The following is a 20,053-nucleotide window of genomic DNA, read 5'->3' on the forward strand; positions in this document are numbered from 1 at the left end:
GGAACTTATGGGGAAAAAAGTCGTATTAGCATTGGGAGGTAACGCTATCTTACAACCAGGTCAAGTGGGTGAATATAGTGTTCAGAAAGAAAATGTTGAAACAAGTGCAAAAAGTATTGCTAAAGTGGTAAATGAAGGACATAATGTAGTGGTAGTTCACGGGAATGGTCCTCAAGTTGGGCAGATTTTAAGACAAAATGAGTTATCTAAAGAAGAAGTACCGGAGCAGCCATTGCCTGTATGTAGTGCTGAGTCGCAAGGATTTATTGGTTACATGATGCAAGAGTCTCTTAAAAATATGTTGCCATCTAAACAGGTGGCTACTATATTAACAATGACAGAGGTTGATGCAACTGATGAAGCTTTTAATCATCCAACAAAACCAATAGGTTCATTTTATTCTGAAGATGAAAGCGCTGAGTTAGAAAAAACAAAAGGTTGGTCTATGGGAGAAGATGCTGGTCGAGGGTACCGTCGATTAGTGCCATCGCCAAAACCAAAAAGTATTGTTGAAGTTGATACGATTAAAACCTTGATGGACAGTGGCGTACTTGTTGTATCAACAGGTGGTGGTGGTATACCTGTTGTAAAAAATGAACAAAATCAATTAACTGGAATTGCTGCAGTTATTGATAAAGACTTATCAGCGTTAAAACTATCAGAAGAATTAGATGCAGATGTTTTGATGATTCTAACTGATGTTCCAAATGTCTATATTAATTATGGCAAACTAAACCAAGAAAAATTGACTACATTATCAATTGATAAAGCAAAACAATATTATGATGAGGGTCACTTCTCTGATGGTAGTATGGGACCTAAAATGGAAGCATGTATTGAATTTGCGAAATTAGGGAAAACGGCAATTATCTGTTCTTTAGAAGATGCAGCAGATGCTCTTGATGGTAATGCTGGTACTCAGGTAGTAGGAAAATAATATAATACACCGACAGAGTGACGTTAGTTAGTGACTCTGTCGGTGTATTTTTGCATTAAAACTAGTTGCATGATTTTATTTAGCAAGAGAAATTAACCAATTAACTAACTGATGGTAAACTTTTTTTGTTTGTACATCATCACATAATCGATCAAAATCATGTGGTAGATTATTAACGGTAACTAATTCAGATTGACTAGCTAGGTTGTTTAGGTAGAAAGATTGTTCATGTGGAACATCTTGGTCATCTGTGCTTACTGCAATAAACAACGGTGGGAGATTAGATATTTCCTTATCTGTTAAAGAAGCTTGTTCTTTAGAACTGGCACCTTTAAGCATATTTTCTACCCATACACCCCGTTGACGATAAGATAAATAAATAGGAAAACGCTGTTCAATCGGTGCATTAAGTAAAGGTTTTTTTTGAATAATCGGTGCAATCATTGTATCATCAAGCAATGGATATTGATTATAAAAAGTATTTTTTCCAACTAAGCCTTGATCATAAAGTGAATAATATCCATAAAACGACACAATAGCAACAGGTTTAGTTTTTAAAAATTTTGCTGTCAGTATTAGTGACAAATACGCTCCAGCTGAACGGCCGAACAAGATATAATTGTCATCAGTAGAGAACTGAGAAACACCCCAATCAATACTATCTTGTAAACTATCCATCATTACTGGTAAAGTACTTTCAGGGATCAAGGGATAATCTAGGCATAATAAATTAAAGCCAACGCGAGTCAGTTTGTCAATATGGACAGAGGGCAAGTCATCACGTGACCCATAAATTAGGCCTCCACCGTGTATATAAATAATGAGAGGATTATCCTGATTTACAGATTCCCCCTTGTGAAATGTTGCAGTTAATTCGTGATTATATCTATCAGTGTAAACATAACTTTTCATATTATCGACTCCTTTATACCCATATTATCTGAAAAGTTGTGTTTTATCTTTATGCGTAAAGTCCAAAAAAACTGTCATAACTTGTGCATGTTTATGGTTCAGTCAATTCTAAAGCTAGCCTTAATTTGAAGCTATTTTCAGGAGTGTCAATTTTACATTCTAATAACTCCTCTATATTATCTATACGGTACTTCACAGTATTTCGATGGATAAACAATTCATTGGCGGTTTTTGTTATTTCACATTGATTGTCTAGAAATGTTTTGAGTGTTTTTCTTAATTCAATATCCATGTCACTCTGAGGGTAGCTTAAAATTTTCAGGCAATCCTGACAGAAATATTTTGCTTCTTCTTTTTCTATGTTTTCTAATAATCTTGTGATACCCTTTGGTTGGTAAAATTCAACAATTTCTTTTTGGTTATGTTCCGTTCTCTCTTTATCAATTATTTTTGCTTCATTTAAAGATTTGGCTAAGAAGTCAAGGTGAGTGTATGGTTGACCACAACTAAATAAAAGATTCATTGGTAATGAGTTGTTGATTTTTTTGTTGATATTTTTTAATGTCGTTTCTAATTTTGTAGCAGTAATGTCTTTTTGCAAAAGAATAATACTATCATTGGTTAATTTATCTAAGAATACAATTGCATTTGGAATATCATTTTCAATATGATGATCTAGCCACTCATACGCTAATTTTTGTTTTTCTTCTTGTCTTTTTGATGTGTATGTATGGTTAGAATTCTCCTGAACTTTAGCATAGATTACTTGATAAAAAGAAGCTACTTTTATGCCAAAATCTGTTTCATATTTAAACCATTCTTTTTCGTTAAAAAGGCTACGTTCTTGTCTATCGATTAAGTTTGATAAATAATCACTTTTTCGTAATTTGTTCACTTCGTAAAGCTTATCATTTTTTAAGATAGTAAAACTCAAAACCATTAAGCCTTGATCAATTGCAAATTCTGTCACGGGATATAGAATTTTTTTTGGCGATAGAATCACTAAATAATATGGAAAGTAAGTGTGACTTTTTATAGGATATACAGCAATGTCTAATTGTTTACATGTGGGTGTATCAATAATAATTGTCGTATTTCTATTGCTTTGGAAAACGTCTTTTTCAGATAAAATCGATATGATGGTTTCAGGTTTATCTTTTAGTTGTTTCCAATTATTTGATGTAGCCACGTTTTCTTTAAAGGGATCTAGTAACATAATAGGCACATCGGTCAAGTCACCAAAGTCTTTAATAATACGTTGTAGGGTAGCATCATTTAGAAAAATAGTTGAAAATTTACGCTGAATATCAAGAGCGTAAGCAATCTCTGCTTCTTTGGTTTCACTAAGATAGCTCATTAATTCTTTTAAAATAGTACCTAGTGGCTTAGTTGCTGGAATTTGTAAAATAGGCACATCTCGTTTGTTAGCGTAATCAATAATTTCTATTGGTATAGAATCTAAAAAACGTCCAACTTTGATGCATAATCCAGCACATTGAATGATTGCTAGAGAATCAATCAGTTGATAAAGCTCATTTTCTTTATCCTTATAATACATGGCAGTCGTTAAAATTAATGAGTGACTTGAAATATAATTAGCTATATCTGGTGTTTCAGTTATTTCTACATTGTTAATGATTTTATTTAAATCTGTGTGGATTGTTACTAATGTTAAATCGTTAAATCTTGGAACTGATAGAACTTGTTCTAATGTTTTCATGTAATGAACCTCCTACTCTTTATTATAGAGAGTTTAATTGAAAAAAAAAAGAACAACTCGTTTTTTGTGCGATTTGAACAACTCTTTTTTTATTTTGTATAAAATGTATAATGGCATCGTAAACTGATTCATTCATAATAAAATAAAGGAGAGATATTTATGAGACAACCATTAAATCATCCAATAAGAACAATTATGACACCTGGTCCAGTAGAAGCGTATCCATCAGTGCTTAGAACGATGGCAACACCTATTTTAGGCCAATTTGATCCCGCGTTTGTAGACATAATGAATGAAGTTAAAGACATGATCCGAGAAAGTTTTCAAACAACGAATGAAGATGCGTTCGTTGTTGATGGAACAAGTCGTTCAGGTATTGAAGCGGCTCTTATTTCACTAATCAATCCAGGAGATAAAGTGTTAATCCCAGCTTATGGTCGTTTTGCTTATTTACTTGTTGAAATTTGTGAACGAGCGCAAGCAGAAGTTGTATTATTAGAAAAATCATGGGATAGCGTGTTTTCTGAAGAAGAAATCATTGAGGCTGTTAAAGAACACCAACCAAAAATACTTGCTATGATTCATGGCGAAACAGCAAACGGTCAAATGCAACCCCTAAGTAAAATTGGTGAATTTTGTCAAAGTCATGATATATTTTTCGTTGTTGATGTCGTGGCAACGTATAGTGGAGTAGAAATCAAGGTTGATGATTGGGGAATTGATATTGCCATTGCCGGAACGCAAAAATGTTTAAGTGTACCATCAGGTTTATCTCTAATTACTTATAATCATCGTGTGAAAACAGAAATTAATAAACGATACCAAAAAGAATTAGGCCTTGGTGATGATTGTAGAAATGACAATCCTATTTCTAGTAACTACTTAGATTTAACACAACTTCAAAGATATTGGAGTAAGGATAAAATTAATCATCATACAGAAGCAACTAGTATGATTTATGCTTTACATGAAGGCTTACGACTATATTGTAACGAAGGATTGGCTGAACGTGCTAAACGTCATGAAATACATGATAAAGCAATTGTAGAAGGCATTAGGGCTATGGGATTAGACATTTACGGCAATGAAGAAACAAAGATGCCAACTGTTACACCGATTATTATTCCTGATGGTGTTGATGGTGAATCTGTAAGACAAATGTTACTTGATGATTTCGGTGTTGAAATTGCTTCATCTTTTGGTCCTTTAGCTGGCAAAGTATGGCGTATCGGAAATATGGGATTCAGTAGTCGCAAAGAAAATGTTTTGCATGTCTTGACAGCGCTAGAAGCTGTATTGATTTATCACAATGTTGATATTAATCAAGGAGCCGCAACACAAGCAGCATTGAGTGTTTATCATGAATTAGGTATTTAGTATTAGTCTCTTTACCACATTAATAAATTGGTGGTAAAGGGCTTTTTTGTATGGTTAGATAAGACGATAAATTTTTCTATGTAAAAAAATGTCTCAGCTTTTTTAACTGTGTTATAATGACTAGGTTAAAAATTAATATTGAGGAGTTTATTAAGATGAAAAAGTTAAAGGTTCAAGATTTGATTTCAATAGGCGTTTATACAACAGTCTATTTTTTTACGGTGTTTATAGCAACTATGCTGATGAGATTGACCGTTCCGGTGTTCCACAGTTTACTAGTACCAAGTATGTCAGCTTTAATTTCTGGAACACTCTACATTATGGTAGCGAATAAAATACCTAAATTTGGTGCTATTACAATTGTCGGATCAGTGATGGCGGTCTTTTTCTTTGCATTTGGTTATTTTCCGTTAGCTTTTTTACCTAGTTTTTTGTTTCCTTTATTAGCTGATTTTGTCCAAACAAAAACAAATATAGCAAAACAACCTAGATTGTTGTTAAGTTATACTATATTTAGTTTCGGATTAACTGGACCTATTTTGCCATTATGGTTTATGAAAGACGCTTATACAGACTCTTTATTAGCTAAAGGAAAAGATATGACCTATGTGAATAGTGTGTTTGAAGGTGTTAGTACTGCAAGCTTTTTTGTATCTATGATATTAGTAGTTATTACTAGTGTGATTGGTTTAAAAATTGGTCAAGTTATTTACAATAAGCATTTTGCCAAATAAATAAACAAATGGAGGTGGGTTAGTGATGGAAAAGCGATTTATTAAATTTGATCCGAGAAGTAAACTATTAACAGTTATTTTTGCAAGTTTGCTATTGATTTCGCGAGCTAACCCATCGATGGAACTTGTTTTCATGGTATTTATAACCATATTGCTTTGTATAAGTGGCTCTGTAAAAAAAGGGTTGATTATATTTACGAGTTATATTGCGTTATATATATTAACAACCACCTTTTTTTATGAAATTACAGGGGTATTATCAGCGATTGTCTCATTTGTTTTAGTCGTTTATAAAAGTTTGCTACCACCAATTTCAGCTGGTATGTTTGCAACGCAAAATACGTCTGTTGGGGAATGGGTTGCTGCAATGAAGAAATGGCATCTACCCAATTTTATAGTTATTCCTTTTATTGTGATATGCCGTTTTTTTCCGACACTTCGCCATGATTTCAAATCGATAAGGCAAGCAATGAAGTTTAGAGGGATTTATTTATCTGTGTCACAAGTTGTTAGACACCCTATTCAAACAATGGAGTATTTTTTGGTTCCTATACTAAAACAAGTCGATTATACCGCGCAAGAATTATCGGCAGCGGCTCTAGTTCGAGGGTTAGGTTATGAGGGGCAGCATACGAGTGTTATTTCAATAAAATTAAAGCTGCAAGACTATTTACTAATATGTAGTTTATTGGTATTGTTATTAATTGAAGGAGGTGTTATTTTATGATTTCTATTAATCATTTAAACCTTCTACGCAATGAAAAAAAAGTATTAAATGATATTAATCTAACTATTCGTTCAGGTGAAGTCGTTATTTTAACAGGTGAGAGTGGCAGTGGAAAGAGCTCGCTTATTAGTGTACTAAATGGTCTTATTCCAGAATTGTATGAGGGTGAAGTAACAGGTGAAGTAACTGTGTTAAGCAGTGAACTTCCTCCAATAAATTTTAATGATTATGTAAAGGATATTGGTGTTGTTTTTCAAAATCCTAAAACACAATTTTTTACGACGTCTGTTTTTAGCGAGTTAGCTTTTTCCATGGAAAACTATGGATTTTCACCTAATGATATTGAAAAAAGAATGTCAGAGATCATCTCTTTATTTAGATTGGATGATCTATTAGGAAAAAGAGTTACCGAATTATCTGGTGGGCAAAAACAAAGAATAGCCTTTGCATCAGCATGTATGTTACCGCATAGACTATTTTTGTTCGATGAACCTTCAAGTAATTTAGATTATGATACGATAGATACATTATTTTCTTATATGAGTATTTTGAAGAAACAAGGGTGCACGATGATTATATCTGAACATCGATTGTTTTATTTGAAAGAGCTTGCTGATAGGTATATTGTTTTGCATCAAGGAAAAGTCGTATCTGATTTATTGGCTCCAGAATTTGAATCAACTTTTCCGATAATTCAAAAAACTTATGGATTACGTGGTTTAACAGAGCCTAAAAAAATCACTCCTAACATAAAGTTGGATACAAATGTTGATAGTACTCAATACCTATCTATCAATCAGTTATATTTTCAATATGAAAAAAATAGTCCGGCAGTTGGTATAGATTCTCTTAGGATTGATACAAGCAATATTATAGGATTAATTGGTACTAATGGTTCTGGTAAAACAACATTTGTTCAGTTGTTGACAGGTCTATTGGCTGAAAAGCGGTCGTGTTTTTCTTTTAATCATGAAACATTATCTGCAAAACAGCGTTTAGCACGTAGTTTTTTAGTGATGCAAGATGTGAATTTACAGTTATTTTTTGAAACGGTCGAAAAAGAATTGTTAGTTCAATCTGAACGTAAGGAGTTATTTGATGAGGTGGTTAAAGAATTACGTTTAACTGACTTATTAACGTCCCATCCGCAAAATTTATCAGGTGGAGAAAAACAACGTGTGGCCATTGCTAGTGCTATATTATCAGGGAAAGAGTGGATTATATTAGATGAACCAACTAGTGGTTTAGATTATAGAAATATGCTTTCTGTTAGCCAGTTACTTAAAAAAGTTCAGTCATACGGTTTGTTTGTGTTGGTTATTAGTCATGATAATGAATTTTTAGCGTTGACTACATCTAATATTATTCAGTTGGATAAGGGTAGAATAGTTAATGAGTCAATTGAAAAATAGTTGAGAGGAGTGTACTCATTGTTAAGTATGACAGTCTTTTTTTATGTCATTTTTGTTGGAGTTCCATTAGTATGTTTTTTATATTTAAATTATTTTCGTCCTACCAGTTTATGGAATGGTTTTTTCTTTTTAATTTCTCTTAGTGTATTATATGCGTCATTTATTCTAATGATAGAAAAAGCTAATCAAAGCCTAGCTTTAGCATTTTTGCTACCAGTTATGTTAGTGTTTGTCTTTTTAAGTATTTTAGGTTTAAGTGCAAGTATTGTTGGTCTTTTTTGGAATGAAAAAGTTTTATTAAAAAGAGAGGGAAAGTCTTTAAATAATTTAGTTCCTCTTATTGTGGCCTTGGGATTACTCGGAATTCAATTATTGATGTTTGTTGTCACATTTTATTCAAAAAATATATTTTTGACGACATTGTTAGGGTTTTCGACTGCAACGTTATCATATTTGGTTTTTTTATTTATGATGTATGGAGTGACAGCTATTTTATACAATCACTTTCCTATAAGAAAAAAAGTGGATTACATAATAGTTTTAGGTGCAGGATTAATCGATGGCGAAAAAGTGACACCTTTACTTGCCAGTAGAATTGATGCGGGTATCAAATTATATTTGAAACAAAAAAGAAATTTTGGGCATAAACCAATTATCATATTTTCTGGTGGTCAGGGAAGAGATGAAAAAATATCTGAAGCACAAGCTATGAAAAATTATTTGGATTCATTACCCGTTGTGATTGAGACTGTGTATTTGGAGACAGAGTCAACGAATACGCAAGAAAATATTCTTTTTTCGGAAAAACTGGCTGAACAAGTTGATGGCATTAAAAATTTCAATGATAAAAATATTGTGATAGCTACAAATAATTATCATTTACTTAGAGCTGGTAAGATAGCGACTAGATTAGGCATTCATGCTAGAGGTGTTGGATCAAAAACAAAATTATATTATTTACCAACAGCATTTATTAGAGAGTATGTTGGTTATCTAGTCATGACTAAGAAAAAGCATTTTATTTTTATTGGTATTTTTGTCATGATTGCTATCATTCGGCTATTAGGACATTTTATAGGGGCATCTTAAAGGAAGCGTTATGGTAAATAACGTTTCTTTTTTTACTTTTAAACTAAAAATGTTTTGTTATTGATAGACTATTCGTTTACTTTTGGTATAATAAGTTTATGAAAAAGCTTAAAAAATTAACTAAAAGGAGCGGTTGATTTGAGTAAAAAAGGGTTGTCGCAAAAAATTATGAGGCTGTTTTGTTCGATTTCATTGTTAGGTGTTTTATTGCCTACTACATTAGTAAATGCTGAGGAAATACAGAAAACGACACAACAATCCACGATGGAAACAAATGTAGAAGAGAGTTCACAGTCTATAGAACAATCAACACAAGAATCTTCTGAAACACCAGATAAAGAGTCATCTAATAAAACTGAAGAGTTTAACTTTACGATATTACATACAAATGATATGCATGGACGTATGCAGTATGAAGATGGAAAAGTGATTGGATTAGCTAAGTTGAAAACTTTTAAAGAACTTAAAAATCCAACCTTAATGTTAGATAGTGGCGATGCGATGCAAGGTCTTGCTATTTCGAATTTTGGAAAAGGAATGGATATGGCAAAAGCTATGAGTAAGTTACCTTACGATGCGGTTGGCGTAGGAAATCATGAGTTTGATTTTGGTTATAATCAAGCTATGGCATATAAAGAAGTGTTGCCTATGGTTTCTGCTAACGTTGAAAAAGGTGCTAAGTCATCGTTTGAACCTTATAAAATAATCGAAAAAGACGGTAAAAAATTTGCAGTCATTGGTCTTTCTACGCCTGAAACAGCCTTTAAAACGCACCCAAACAATGTTAAAGGTGTGACTTTTAAAGACCCTATTCCTGTAGCAAAAGAAGTGATTGATTCTCTTAAGGGTAAAGCTGATGTTTTTATTTTCTTAGGTCATTTGGGAATGGATGATACTACTCCAGATAAATGGAGAGGAGATAAGCTAGCTGAAACATTATCAACAACCTATCCTAATGAAAAAATTATTGTGTTAGATGGGCATTCTCACACAGCCTTACCGTCAGGAAAAACATATGGTAATGTGCTATTAGCTCAAACTGGAAACCATTTGAATAATGTTGGCTATATTACCGTTGATTATAAGAATAATAAACCAACTTATAAAGCAGAATTGATTCCAGCAAAAGAGTTTAAAGATATTCAAGAGGATGCTACCATCAAAAAAGTAGTAGATGAAACTAAAGTAAAATTTGATACTGAAATGGGACAAACCGTTATTGAAAATAATCCAATTAAATTTGATGGTAGTCGAGAAAATGCTCGAACACGAGAAACAAATTTAGGAAATATTATTGCAGATTCTCTTTATAACTATGGTCAAACTGGTTTTAAGAATGGACAAACCGATGTAGCTGTAATTAACGGCGGAGGTATTCGAACAGATATCAATAAAGGTAAAGTAACTAAAGGAGACATTTTAGCTGTGTTACCTTTTGGAAATACGATAGCCCAAATTGATGTAACAGGAAAACAATTAAAAGAAATGTTTGAGTATTCATTGCGCTCAGATATTCAAAAAGATGAGTCAGGAAATCCAATAGTGGATGATATAACCAAACAACCGATCCTTGGACAAAATGGTGGGTTTTTACAAGTGTCAGATTCAGTGAAAATAGATTATGACCCAACCAAACAAGGTGCTGGAAATGAAGCGGCTGATAACCAAGTTGGCCAACGTATCTGGAGCATTAAAATAAAAAACAAAACAACTGGGGAATTTGAACCAATTGTTGAAGATAAAACCTATAAATTAGCAACTAACGACTTTTTAGCTGCTGGAGGTGACGGGTACACTATGCTTGGTGGTGCTAGAGAAGAAGGTCCATCCATGGATGGGGTATTCACGGAATTTTTAAATAATATTGTGACAGGTACAAAAGAAAAAGTTACACCACTTTCAGCAGTGAAGTATGATATCTCACATTATGAAAATCCAACACCATATGAACGAATTATTCCAGGAAAAATGCAAATAATCGAAAAAGAAACACCACTTGAAGTGCTTGAAACAACAATAAAAGACAGTCACAAATTGATAGAATCAGAGTATACTGCCCATAGTTGGTCGGCTTTTAATAAAGCATTAGTAGTCGCTGAAAATGTATTATCGGAAAAAGATGAATCAGTTGCACAAGAAGTTAATAGTGCGTTATTAAAGGCTAAAGAACAACTTGTGTCTATCAAAACTTTAACTCAATTGGTGGCAGAAGCTGAAAAATTAAAAGAATCAGATTACACGAAAGATTCATGGAATAATTTAGTAAAAAATCTAACAGAAGCTAAGAATATTTTAAAAGATGCTAAGGTAGTTGAGTCTCAAATAACGAATGAAACAGTCGATGAAGTTGAAGCTCAACTAACTAAAGCAATGAAAGAATTAGTAAAAAGTACAGCAGAAACGAAAAAAGAGACAAGTGGTAACCTTCCAAAAACAGGTGAAACTGTTTCTAAATTTGTTGGAATTGGTTTGATGTTAACAACTATTGCATCAGCTGTTTATGTATTTAAAAATAAAGCATCTTAATTAAACGAAATATAAAAGTAAGGGGATTGTTTCTCTTGCTTTTATTTTTGCTTTTTTAACCTGTTCATCATGATTTTTAAACCATCCAATGTTATACTACGAATAGTTACATGAAATTTTTATAGAAAAGGAGTTTTTTTATGAATGATGTGATTAATTTGCAATTAAATCATAAAAGTATTAGAAAGTTCAAACAAAAACCAATACCTCAAGATGTGATTAATACATTAATTGATGTTGCTAGACACACAGCAACAAGTAATTTTATGCAGTCATACAGTATTGTTTGTTTAACATCGAAAGAGAAAAAAGAAAAATTAGCTAAAATATGTAATCAGCCTTATGTTGCAGAGGCTAGTCATATTTTTATTTTTGTGGCAGATCAGTTTCGTAATAAACATATAGCAACTGAAAATAATCAAGAAGCAAGTGTTTTAAATAATATGGATCGTTACATGGTAGCGATGACAGATGCTGTACTAGCAGCACAAAATGTTAATTTAGCTGCGGAGAGTTTAGGTTTAGGAACGGTGTTTTTAGGAAGCATCCTAAATGACAATAAAGCAACATCAGATTTGTTAAATTTACCAGAATTGACTTTTGCAGTACTCGGTTTAGCAATAGGGTACAAAGATCAAGAGCCACAAGTAAAACCTAGATTACCCAGAGAAATGATGTTTTTTGAGGAAACTTATCAAACATTTGACAATTATAATGAGCGATTAAAAGAATATGATGACTTAGTAACGACTTACTATGATTTAAGAGATGCTAATAACCGCATCGATTCTTTTACGAATCAAATTACTACAGGAATGAACCGAAAACCTGAAAAGCGATTAAATATAAAAAAAGATTTAGAAAACAAAGGTTTTATATACAACTAATGAAAAGGATGATATAAAAGGAGGCAGTTGGTTTGGGAAACATTACTGAAGCGTATCGTAAAAACGAAGCAATCAAAAAGGGATTTATTGTTATATTTGGAGGACTAGCAATCGCGGTTGGGTTAAATATGTTTTTAATTCCCGCTGATGTTTTTTCAGTAGGGGTTAATGGTATTTCACAGTTAATCTCAGGTGTATTAGCAAAAGCGTTTAGTATAAATATTGGTACAGGGGTTTGGATTTTTATTTTAAATGTGCCAATTGCTATTTTGGGATGGATAAAATTAGGGAAATCAGCGACCATTTTAAGTTTGTTGACAGTGGTTTCGGTGTCGGTCATGACTATTTTAATTCCAGTAGTTCAAGTAACAGATAATCCCTTAATGAATGCGATTGTTGGTGGAGTGCTAACAGGACTTGCGATTGGGTTAACAATGAAGTATGGTTTTAGCACTGGTGGAATGGATATTGTCTCACTTGTACTCTCTAAAACAACAGGAAGAACAGTTGGATCATTGATGTTTACTATTAATTTATTTATTATTGCAGCTGCGGGATTTCTATTTAGTTGGGAATCTGCGCTATATACAATTATTTCGATTTTTTGTACGACACAAGTAGTTGATAAAATTCATACTAGTCATCAAAAAGTGACCGCGTTTATCATGACAAATAGAACAGAAGAAGTCATTTTTTCTATTCAACAATCTATTGTTCGTGGTATGACTTTATTACCTGGAACCGGTGTGTTTTCACGTAAAGATGTATCTGTTATTATGATGGTAGTCACTCGTTATGAACTTTATGACTTAGAACAAGCTGTTTACAATGCGGATGATAAGGCATTTATTAATATTATTCCAACTCAAACTGTTTATGGACAATTTTGGACAGAAGACGATCAGAAAAAAATAAAGGCATCAAAAATTGAGGGGTTGTAACCTCTCTTTTTTTATATCAAAAACCTTGTTAAATCAGTGAGTAGTAAGGTTTTTTTAGTTTTAGATAAAAAATTAATAAAAAAATGCTTGCTTTTTATAAAACTATTCCATATACTTTGATTATCAAATCATTTGATTATCAAACTATTTCACATTGCTTTTTCTTTTTTTTACCCATATACTTTGATTATCAAACAATTAAAGGAAGAGGCAAGTAGATGGATGAGAAAATAACAATTGTCAATTCGCAACTGGTGAAAGTGTTTAATGATATTTTAACGATAGAAGAAACAGAACTAAAAAAAAGTGATTTTTTTGATTTATCGATAAAAGAAATGCACACAATTGAAGCCATTGGTATGGGTGGAAATAAAACAACAGGTGAGGTAGCAAAAGAACTGTCAATAACTGTTGGAACATTGACAGTGGCAATCAATAATTTGGTAAAAAAAGGCTATGTTGATAGAGTACGTAGTGAAAGTGACCGACGAATTGTTCGATTGAAGCTGACAAATAGAGGTCGTCTATTTTACAGGGTACATCAACATTTTCATAAAAAAATGGTGGAAGCCGTACTAGAAGATATGTCTGAAGAAGAAAAACAGGCACTAGTCAAAGGATTAAGTAGCTTACATCATTTTTTAAAAAAATATTATTAAGTCGTAAGGGAGTTAGTGATGCTATACCCTAAAATAACAAAAACAGCAAAAGCTCTACCAAAAAAAATTGTGACAAATGCTGATTTAGCAACTTTTTTGGAGACAGATGATGAATGGATTTTCAAACGAACAGGTATTAAGATGCGCCATATTGCAACAAATGAAACAGTGGCGTCACTTAGTATCGAAGTTGGGAAAAATCTAACTAAATCAATTGATAAGCAGTCGATAGATTTAATCATTGTTGCGACGATGTCATCGGAGTACTCAACACCATCTGTTGCTTGTCAAGTTCAAGAGGCAATTGGGGCAACTAACGCTATGTGTTTTGATGTCAATGCTGCATGTGCTGGTTTTATTCATGGATTATCTATTGCAGAAAAATATGTCACACATACTGATTTTTCATGTGCATTGGTGATTGGAACGGACGTTATGAGTGGCTTGATTGATTGGACAGATCGTACGACAGCTGTGTTATTTGGAGATGGTTCCGGTGGTGTATTGATTGAAAAAAAATCTACTATGCCATGTTTTATCGGAGAATACATTCAGTCAGACGGACAACGAAGTGAGTCTTTATCTGGTCATTTGACAACAAAAGATAATCGATTTCGAGAATTGGCACATGATAAGCCATACTTAATGATGAATGGAAAACAGATTTTTGATTTTGCTTTAAGAGATGTTTCAAAAAATATGATTGATTTACTTGAAAGAGAATCTATTAAGGCACAAGAGGTAGATTTTGTGTTTGCTCATCAAGCCAACTATCGTATTTTAGAGGCTCTTTCAAAGAAAACGAGTATTCCATTTTCAGCATTTATGACAAATGTTGAAAGGTTTGGTAATACATCAGCTGCTTCTATTCCAATTTTATTAGATGAAGCAATTGAACGAAATGAATTAAAACTAATGGGAGAATCGATGTGCCTATTAACAGGATATGGTGCAGGGTTAACCTGGGGAAGTTTATTAATGAAATTATAAAATTATTGGAGGAAAGACAAATGACAACATTCGAAAAAATACAGGAAATTATTGTGGATCAATTAGGAAAAGAAGAAGAAGAGGTACAATTAACAACTAATTTTAGAGAAGAACTTGATGCTGACAGCCTTGATTTATTTCAAATTTTAAATGATATTGAGGATGCGTTTGAAGATGATAACGTAAAAATTGAGACAGATGAAGGGTTAGTTACCGTACAAGATTTAGTAAATTTTGTTGATAAACAAATCGCAGAAAATAAATAAATGATAATAGCATCAGCATTTAAATGCTGATAGCTATTTTTTTAAACCAAAAAAGAGGTGAATCGATGGGAAAATCGACAATTTGTGAACTTTTAAATATAAAATACCCTATTATTCAAGGTGCTATGGCTTGGGTAGCAGAGGAGAAATTAGCAAGTGCAGTAGCTAATGCGGGCGGGTTAGGCTTGATAGCTTCAGGACATGCACCAAAAGAAGTAATTAAGGAAAAAATCATCGCAGCTAGAAAAATGACTACAAATACTTTTGGGGTCAATATTATGCTGATGTCACCTTTTGTGGAAGATATTGTTGATTTAGTCATTGAAGAAAAAGTACAAGTTATTACTACTGGCGCGGGATCACCAGGTAAATATATGAAACGTTTTAAAGAGGCTGGCATTATTGTTATCCCAGTTGTTGCGTCTGTTGCTCAAGCGAAACGAATGGAAAAAGAAGGAGCAGATGCAGTCGTTGTTGAAGGAATGGAAGGTGGCGGTCATATCGGTAAGTCTACCACGATGACACTTGTGCCACAGGTGGTTGATGCTGTAAGTATCCCTGTGATTGCAGCTGGAGGTATAGGAGATGGTCGAGGTGTTGCTGCAGCACTCATGCTTGGAGCTAAAGCAGTTCAATTAGGCACGCGATTTTTAGTATCAAAAGAATCAATCGCTCATGACCATTTTAAAACTAAAGTGGTAAAAGCAAAAGATATTGATACAGTTGTTACAGGCACATTAACAGGGCATCCAGTTCGTGGACTTAGAAATAAATTAACTCAAACGTTTGAGAAAGCTGAGCGTTTTGAGGGAGGAAAAGAGACCCCTGATTTTGATCGATTAGAAGATTTAGGGAAAGGTGCTTTAAAAAGAGCAGTGATTGATGGTGACATAAAAAATAGTTCGATGATGGCTGGACAAATAGCTGGGATGATAAAAACAGATCAACAAAGTTGTGAAGAAATCATCTTGGAGTTAGTGTCAGAAACAAAAGAAGTATTAACAAATCGATACGACGAATGGGTACTGGAAAAGGAGTAAACATGAAAATAGGATTTATTTTTAGTGGTCAAGGCAGTCAGTATCATGGGATGGGGTATGACTTGTATCAAGAATATCCTATTTTTAAAGAGTATGTTGATATAGCAAGTAACCAATTAAACTTTGATATGGCTAAATTGTTGTTTGATGAAGATGAAAGATTACATCAAACAAAGTACACACAACCAGCTGTCTTAACGATGAGCTGTGCTACCTCAGCTGTCTTAAAAAAAGAATTAGGCATAACACCTGATTTAGTAGCTGGTCTCAGTTTAGGAGAGTATAGCGCCTTAGTTGAAAATCAGACAATATCATTTTCAGATGCTGTATCACTGGTTTATAAAAGGGGCGAGTTGATGGCTGATGCTGTACCAACTGGTCAAGGGGCCATGGCAGCTGTGATTGGACTAGATAGAAAAGTCATAGAGAATATTTGTAAAAAACTATCTAAATCATCAGAGATTGTGTTACCTGTTAACTATAATACACCAAGCCAAATCGTGATAGCAGGAAATAAGTCAGTAGTAGAACTCGCACAAGATGAGCTGATTAATGCTGGAGCAAAAAAGGTTGTTTCTCTAAATGTTAGTGGCCCATTTCACACCCCTTTACTCAGTCACGCAGCTGAAAAATTTTCCATAGAACTAGATTCAATCGAGTTTTTAAATGGTGTTATCCCATTTATAACCAATGTGTCTGGAGAGTTATTTGATACCACAACTGATATAAAAGGGAATTTAACCAAACAAATGATGTCACCTGTTTATTGGGAAGAAACGATTCGCACATTTAAGAGAGAGACTATCGATACTTTAGTAGAGATAGGACCTGGAAAAACATTGTCGCAATTTGTTCGATCAATAGACCGTGAATTGAATGTGCAACATGTTGAAAATAAAAAGACATTGGATCAATTAGAAAAGAAATTAGCAAAATGGGGGAACTAGATGTTTAGAAATAAGACAGTTATTGTGACAGGAAGCTCACGTGGTATAGGCAGGCAACTTGCTATTCGTTTTGCCAAAGAAGGAGCAAACGTTGTTTTAAATGCTAGAAAAAATATTGATGAAGACTTAATTGAAGAGATTACTTCTTATGGAGTGAAGTGCCATTGTGTGATTGGTGATGTTCAAGAATTTGAGCAAGCCAGTCGATTAGTCAATGAAGCAAAAAACGTTTTTGGCACAGTTGATGTGCTAATTAATAATGCAGGAATTACACGTGATATGTTATTGATGAGAATGTCAGAAGAGATGTTTGATGAGGTGATTTCAGTCAACTTAAAAGGAACATTTAATACGATTCATCATGCATCAAAAATCATGTTAAAACAACGTTCAGGGACGATTGTTAACTTATCTAGTGTGATAGGAGAAATAGGAAATATCGGTCAAGCAAATTATGCAGCAAGTAAAGCGGGTGTTATTGGGTTAACAAAATCAGTAGCTAAAGAATTAGCATCACGTGGGATTACTTGTAATGCGATTGCACCAGGATTTATAGAAACGGATATGACAGATAGTTTATCAGAGAAAGTAAAAGAAACAACACTGTCTCATATTCCGTTAAAGCGCTTAGGAAAGACAGATGACATTGCAGATACTGCTCTATTTTTAGCTAGTCAACCCTATATTACTGGACAAGTGATAAATGTTGACGGTGGTATGGTAATGAACGGCTAGGAGGATAAATGATGAAACGAGTGGTTATTACAGGAATAGGTGCTGTGACTCCTATTGGTAATACAGCAGAAGAATTTTTAACTAATGTTCAAGAAGGTAAAAACGGAATAGCGCCAATTGAAAAATTTGATGCAACACAGACAGGTATTCATGTAGCTGCTGAGGTCAAAGAGTTTGATCCCACCCTTTATATGGAGAAAAAAGAAATTAAACGAATGGATATGTTTTCGGTATATGGTATTTCAGCGGCTAAACAAGCAGTAGAAGACAGTCAAATCAATCTAGATGAAATAGATGTCGACCGTTTTGGTGTTATAGTCAGTTCTGGAATCGGTGGGATGAAAACAATAGAAGATCAAGTGATTCGTATGCACACGAAAGGACCAAAACGTGTCGCTCCCTTATTTGTTCCTATGGCTATTAGTAATATGGCTGCTGGAAATATTGCGATTAAAGTTGGTGCTAAAGGTATTTGTACTTCTATTGTTACAGCCTGTGCTTCATCAACAAATGCGATAGGCGAAGCTTTTAGAAACATAAAACATGGTTATTCAGACATTATTTTAGCTGGTGGAGCTGAAGCAACAATTTGTGAAATTGGTATTTCTGGTTTTGCTGCGTTAACGGCACTCAGTCCATCAGAAGACCCTGATAGATCATCCATTCCTTTTGATAAAGATAGAAATGGGTTTGTAATGGGAGAAGGTAGCGCTGTTTTAGTGCTAGAAGAGTTAGAGCATGCAAAAAAACGGGGCGCAAAAATATATGGCGAAGTTGTTGGCTATGGCTCTAATTGTGACGCTAACCATATTACTAGTCCAAGTAGCGATGGGTCTGGAGCTGGAAAGTGTATGATGTTGGCTATGGAAGAAGCAGGGATTACACCGAAAGATGTGAGCTATATTAATGCTCATGGAACGAGTACACCGACGAATGATAGTGCTGAAACAACCGCTATAAAATACGCGATGAAAGAAGAAGCGTATCAAATACCAGTCTCTAGTACAAAAAGTATGGTGGGACATTTACTTGGAGCTGCTGGAGCAGTTGAGGCATTGGCTTGTTTAGGTGCTTTAATGACAGATACTATCCCACCCACTATTGGTTTAAAAGAACCAGAAGAATCTTGTGATTTGGACTATGTGCCACAGGTTAAACGCTTTGCACCAGTTAATTACACGTTAAGTAATTCATTAGGTTTTGGTGGTCATAATGCCGTTATTGCAATGAAAAAATGGCGAGGTGAGTAGCTTTGAGTTATGAAACAGTGAAAGAGTTGGTGGATCAATTTGAAAACAGTGACATACGTGAAATGAACGTTGTGATTGATGGGTTGTCATTGTATCTAAGTAAAAACGAAACTAGCCAACAGGTTACATCAACAACACAGCTTGTAGAGACAAATAACTCATCAATGGCAATACCTATAGCAGAACATGATGAACCTAAAGAAATTGAAACAAATATTGTAAGTAATGATGAAACAGTGATTAAGTCTCCAATTGTTGGAGTCATTTATACAGCCAGTGAACCTGGGCAACCTAATTTTATTTCGGTAGGTGATAGAGTGTCTGTTGGAGATACTTTATGTATTATAGAGGCGATGAAAATTATGAACGATGTCGTGAGTGATGTCTCAGGTATTGTTACGGAAATATTGATTGAAAATGAAGAAATTGTAGAATTCGGACAGCCTTTGTTTAGAATTTCTTAGGAGGAAAAAAGATGCAATTAAATGTACAAGAAATTATGGAAATTATTCCAAATCGTTACCCAATTATGATGGTTGATAAAGTATTAGAGTTGACACCTGGCAGTTATGTTAAGGCTGTAAAAAATGTTACTTACAATGAGCACTTTTTTCCAGGTCATTTTCCAGGGGAACCTGTTATGCCAGGCGTGTTAATTTTAGAAGCACTAGCACAAACGGGATCAATTCCACTTTTAAAAAGTGAGGAATTTAAAGGAAAAACTGGTTATCTTGGAGGAATTGATAAAGTGAAGTTTCGCCAAAAAGTTGTTCCAGGAGATGTTTTGGTGATGGAAATGGAGATTATCAAGCAAAAAGGAAACATTGGCGTAGGAAAAGCAACAGCAAAAGTTGAAGATAAGATTGTTTGCCAAGCATTGATGACATTTATTATTGGTGCGTAA

General features: G+C 33.8%; 20 protein-coding genes. 18 read left to right on the forward strand and 2 right to left on the reverse strand.

All coding sequences use genetic code 11. The features are described 5' to 3' along the window. Nucleotides 1-7 precede the first annotated feature (7 nt). Nucleotides 8-937: a carbamate kinase gene (gene arcC / locus JNUCC83_RS02770; RefSeq protein WP_454460719.1), complete on the forward strand. Its 930-nt coding sequence runs from the start codon at nucleotides 8-10 to the stop codon at nucleotides 935-937. A gap of 75 nt (nucleotides 938-1,012) precedes the next feature. Here arcC and JNUCC83_RS02775 read toward each other — a convergent pair whose 3' ends face one another. Together JNUCC83_RS02775 and JNUCC83_RS02780 are read right to left on the reverse strand one after the other, a co-directional pair. Further along, entirely contained in the window at nucleotides 1,013-1,849 is an 837-nt protein-coding gene (locus tag JNUCC83_RS02775) for an alpha/beta hydrolase (RefSeq protein WP_454460720.1), read from the reverse strand. 91 nt (nucleotides 1,850-1,940) lie between these two features. Next, the gene (locus tag JNUCC83_RS02780; protein ID WP_454460721.1) at nucleotides 1,941-3,569 is read right to left on the reverse strand and encodes a PucR family transcriptional regulator; all 1,629 of its coding nucleotides are present in this window, start codon (nucleotides 3,567-3,569) and stop codon (nucleotides 1,941-1,943) included. A 159-nt stretch (nucleotides 3,570-3,728) separates the two neighbouring features. Between JNUCC83_RS02780 and JNUCC83_RS02785 the strand changes: the two genes are divergently transcribed. From JNUCC83_RS02785 to fabZ, 17 genes are all read left to right on the forward strand, one after another. Beyond that, nucleotides 3,729-4,946: a pyridoxal-phosphate-dependent aminotransferase family protein gene (locus tag JNUCC83_RS02785; RefSeq protein WP_454460722.1), complete on the forward strand. Its 1,218-nt coding sequence runs from the start codon at nucleotides 3,729-3,731 to the stop codon at nucleotides 4,944-4,946. A 155-nt stretch (nucleotides 4,947-5,101) separates the two neighbouring features. Next, the gene (locus tag JNUCC83_RS02790; protein ID WP_454460723.1) at nucleotides 5,102-5,680 is read left to right on the forward strand and encodes an MptD family putative ECF transporter S component; all 579 of its coding nucleotides are present in this window, start codon (nucleotides 5,102-5,104) and stop codon (nucleotides 5,678-5,680) included. A gap of 25 nt (nucleotides 5,681-5,705) precedes the next feature. Then, nucleotides 5,706-6,407 carry an energy-coupling factor transporter transmembrane component T gene (locus JNUCC83_RS02795; RefSeq protein WP_454460724.1) on the forward strand — a complete coding sequence of 234 codons (702 nt, stop codon included), beginning with the start codon at nucleotides 5,706-5,708 and terminating at the stop codon, nucleotides 6,405-6,407. Beyond that, nucleotides 6,404-7,819 carry an ABC transporter ATP-binding protein gene (locus tag JNUCC83_RS02800; RefSeq protein WP_454460725.1) on the forward strand — a complete coding sequence of 472 codons (1,416 nt, stop codon included), beginning with the start codon at nucleotides 6,404-6,406 and terminating at the stop codon, nucleotides 7,817-7,819. The genes JNUCC83_RS02795 and JNUCC83_RS02800 overlap by 4 nt, the downstream gene beginning before the upstream one ends. A gap of 27 nt (nucleotides 7,820-7,846) precedes the next feature. Then, entirely contained in the window at nucleotides 7,847-8,908 is a 1,062-nt protein-coding gene (locus tag JNUCC83_RS02805) for a YdcF family protein (RefSeq protein WP_454461314.1), read from the forward strand. 138 nt (nucleotides 8,909-9,046) lie between these two features. Then, entirely contained in the window at nucleotides 9,047-11,434 is a 2,388-nt protein-coding gene (locus tag JNUCC83_RS02810; RefSeq protein WP_454460726.1) for a 5'-nucleotidase C-terminal domain-containing protein, read from the forward strand. Nucleotides 11,435-11,574: 140 nt separating this feature from the next. Further along, nucleotides 11,575-12,321, forward strand: a complete 747-nt coding sequence (locus JNUCC83_RS02815) for an NADPH-dependent oxidoreductase (RefSeq protein ID WP_454460727.1) — start codon at nucleotides 11,575-11,577, stop codon at nucleotides 12,319-12,321. A gap of 32 nt (nucleotides 12,322-12,353) precedes the next feature. Next, nucleotides 12,354-13,262 (forward strand): YitT family protein, encoded by a 909-nt coding sequence (locus tag JNUCC83_RS02820; RefSeq protein WP_454460728.1) that lies wholly within the window; start codon nucleotides 12,354-12,356, stop codon nucleotides 13,260-13,262. 218 nt (nucleotides 13,263-13,480) lie between these two features. Then, complete coding sequence (locus JNUCC83_RS02825) at nucleotides 13,481-13,921, forward strand: MarR family winged helix-turn-helix transcriptional regulator (RefSeq protein WP_454460729.1); 441 nt, start codon at nucleotides 13,481-13,483, stop codon at nucleotides 13,919-13,921. A gap of 18 nt (nucleotides 13,922-13,939) precedes the next feature. Further along, nucleotides 13,940-14,911 carry a beta-ketoacyl-ACP synthase III gene (locus JNUCC83_RS02830; RefSeq protein ID WP_454460730.1) on the forward strand — a complete coding sequence of 324 codons (972 nt, stop codon included), beginning with the start codon at nucleotides 13,940-13,942 and terminating at the stop codon, nucleotides 14,909-14,911. Between the two features lie 20 nt (nucleotides 14,912-14,931). Further along, nucleotides 14,932-15,177 (forward strand): acyl carrier protein, encoded by a 246-nt coding sequence (locus tag JNUCC83_RS02835; RefSeq protein WP_454460731.1) that lies wholly within the window; start codon nucleotides 14,932-14,934, stop codon nucleotides 15,175-15,177. A gap of 65 nt (nucleotides 15,178-15,242) precedes the next feature. Then, entirely contained in the window at nucleotides 15,243-16,217 is a 975-nt protein-coding gene (fabK, locus tag JNUCC83_RS02840; RefSeq protein WP_454460732.1) for an enoyl-[acyl-carrier-protein] reductase FabK, read from the forward strand. A gap of 2 nt (nucleotides 16,218-16,219) precedes the next feature. Next, the gene (fabD, locus tag JNUCC83_RS02845) at nucleotides 16,220-17,164 is read left to right on the forward strand and encodes an ACP S-malonyltransferase (protein WP_454460733.1); all 945 of its coding nucleotides are present in this window, start codon (nucleotides 16,220-16,222) and stop codon (nucleotides 17,162-17,164) included. Next, the gene (gene fabG / locus JNUCC83_RS02850; protein ID WP_454460734.1) at nucleotides 17,165-17,899 is read left to right on the forward strand and encodes a 3-oxoacyl-[acyl-carrier-protein] reductase; all 735 of its coding nucleotides are present in this window, start codon (nucleotides 17,165-17,167) and stop codon (nucleotides 17,897-17,899) included. An 11-nt stretch (nucleotides 17,900-17,910) separates the two neighbouring features. Continuing rightward, the gene (fabF, locus tag JNUCC83_RS02855) at nucleotides 17,911-19,149 is read left to right on the forward strand and encodes a beta-ketoacyl-ACP synthase II (protein ID WP_454460735.1); all 1,239 of its coding nucleotides are present in this window, start codon (nucleotides 17,911-17,913) and stop codon (nucleotides 19,147-19,149) included. 2 nt (nucleotides 19,150-19,151) lie between these two features. After that, nucleotides 19,152-19,613 (forward strand): acetyl-CoA carboxylase biotin carboxyl carrier protein, encoded by a 462-nt coding sequence (accB, locus tag JNUCC83_RS02860; protein ID WP_454460736.1) that lies wholly within the window; start codon nucleotides 19,152-19,154, stop codon nucleotides 19,611-19,613. Nucleotides 19,614-19,624: 11 nt separating this feature from the next. Continuing rightward, complete coding sequence (gene fabZ / locus JNUCC83_RS02865; RefSeq protein WP_454460737.1) at nucleotides 19,625-20,053, forward strand: 3-hydroxyacyl-ACP dehydratase FabZ; 429 nt, start codon at nucleotides 19,625-19,627, stop codon at nucleotides 20,051-20,053.

The organism is Vagococcus sp. JNUCC 83 (genome assembly GCF_053667615.1).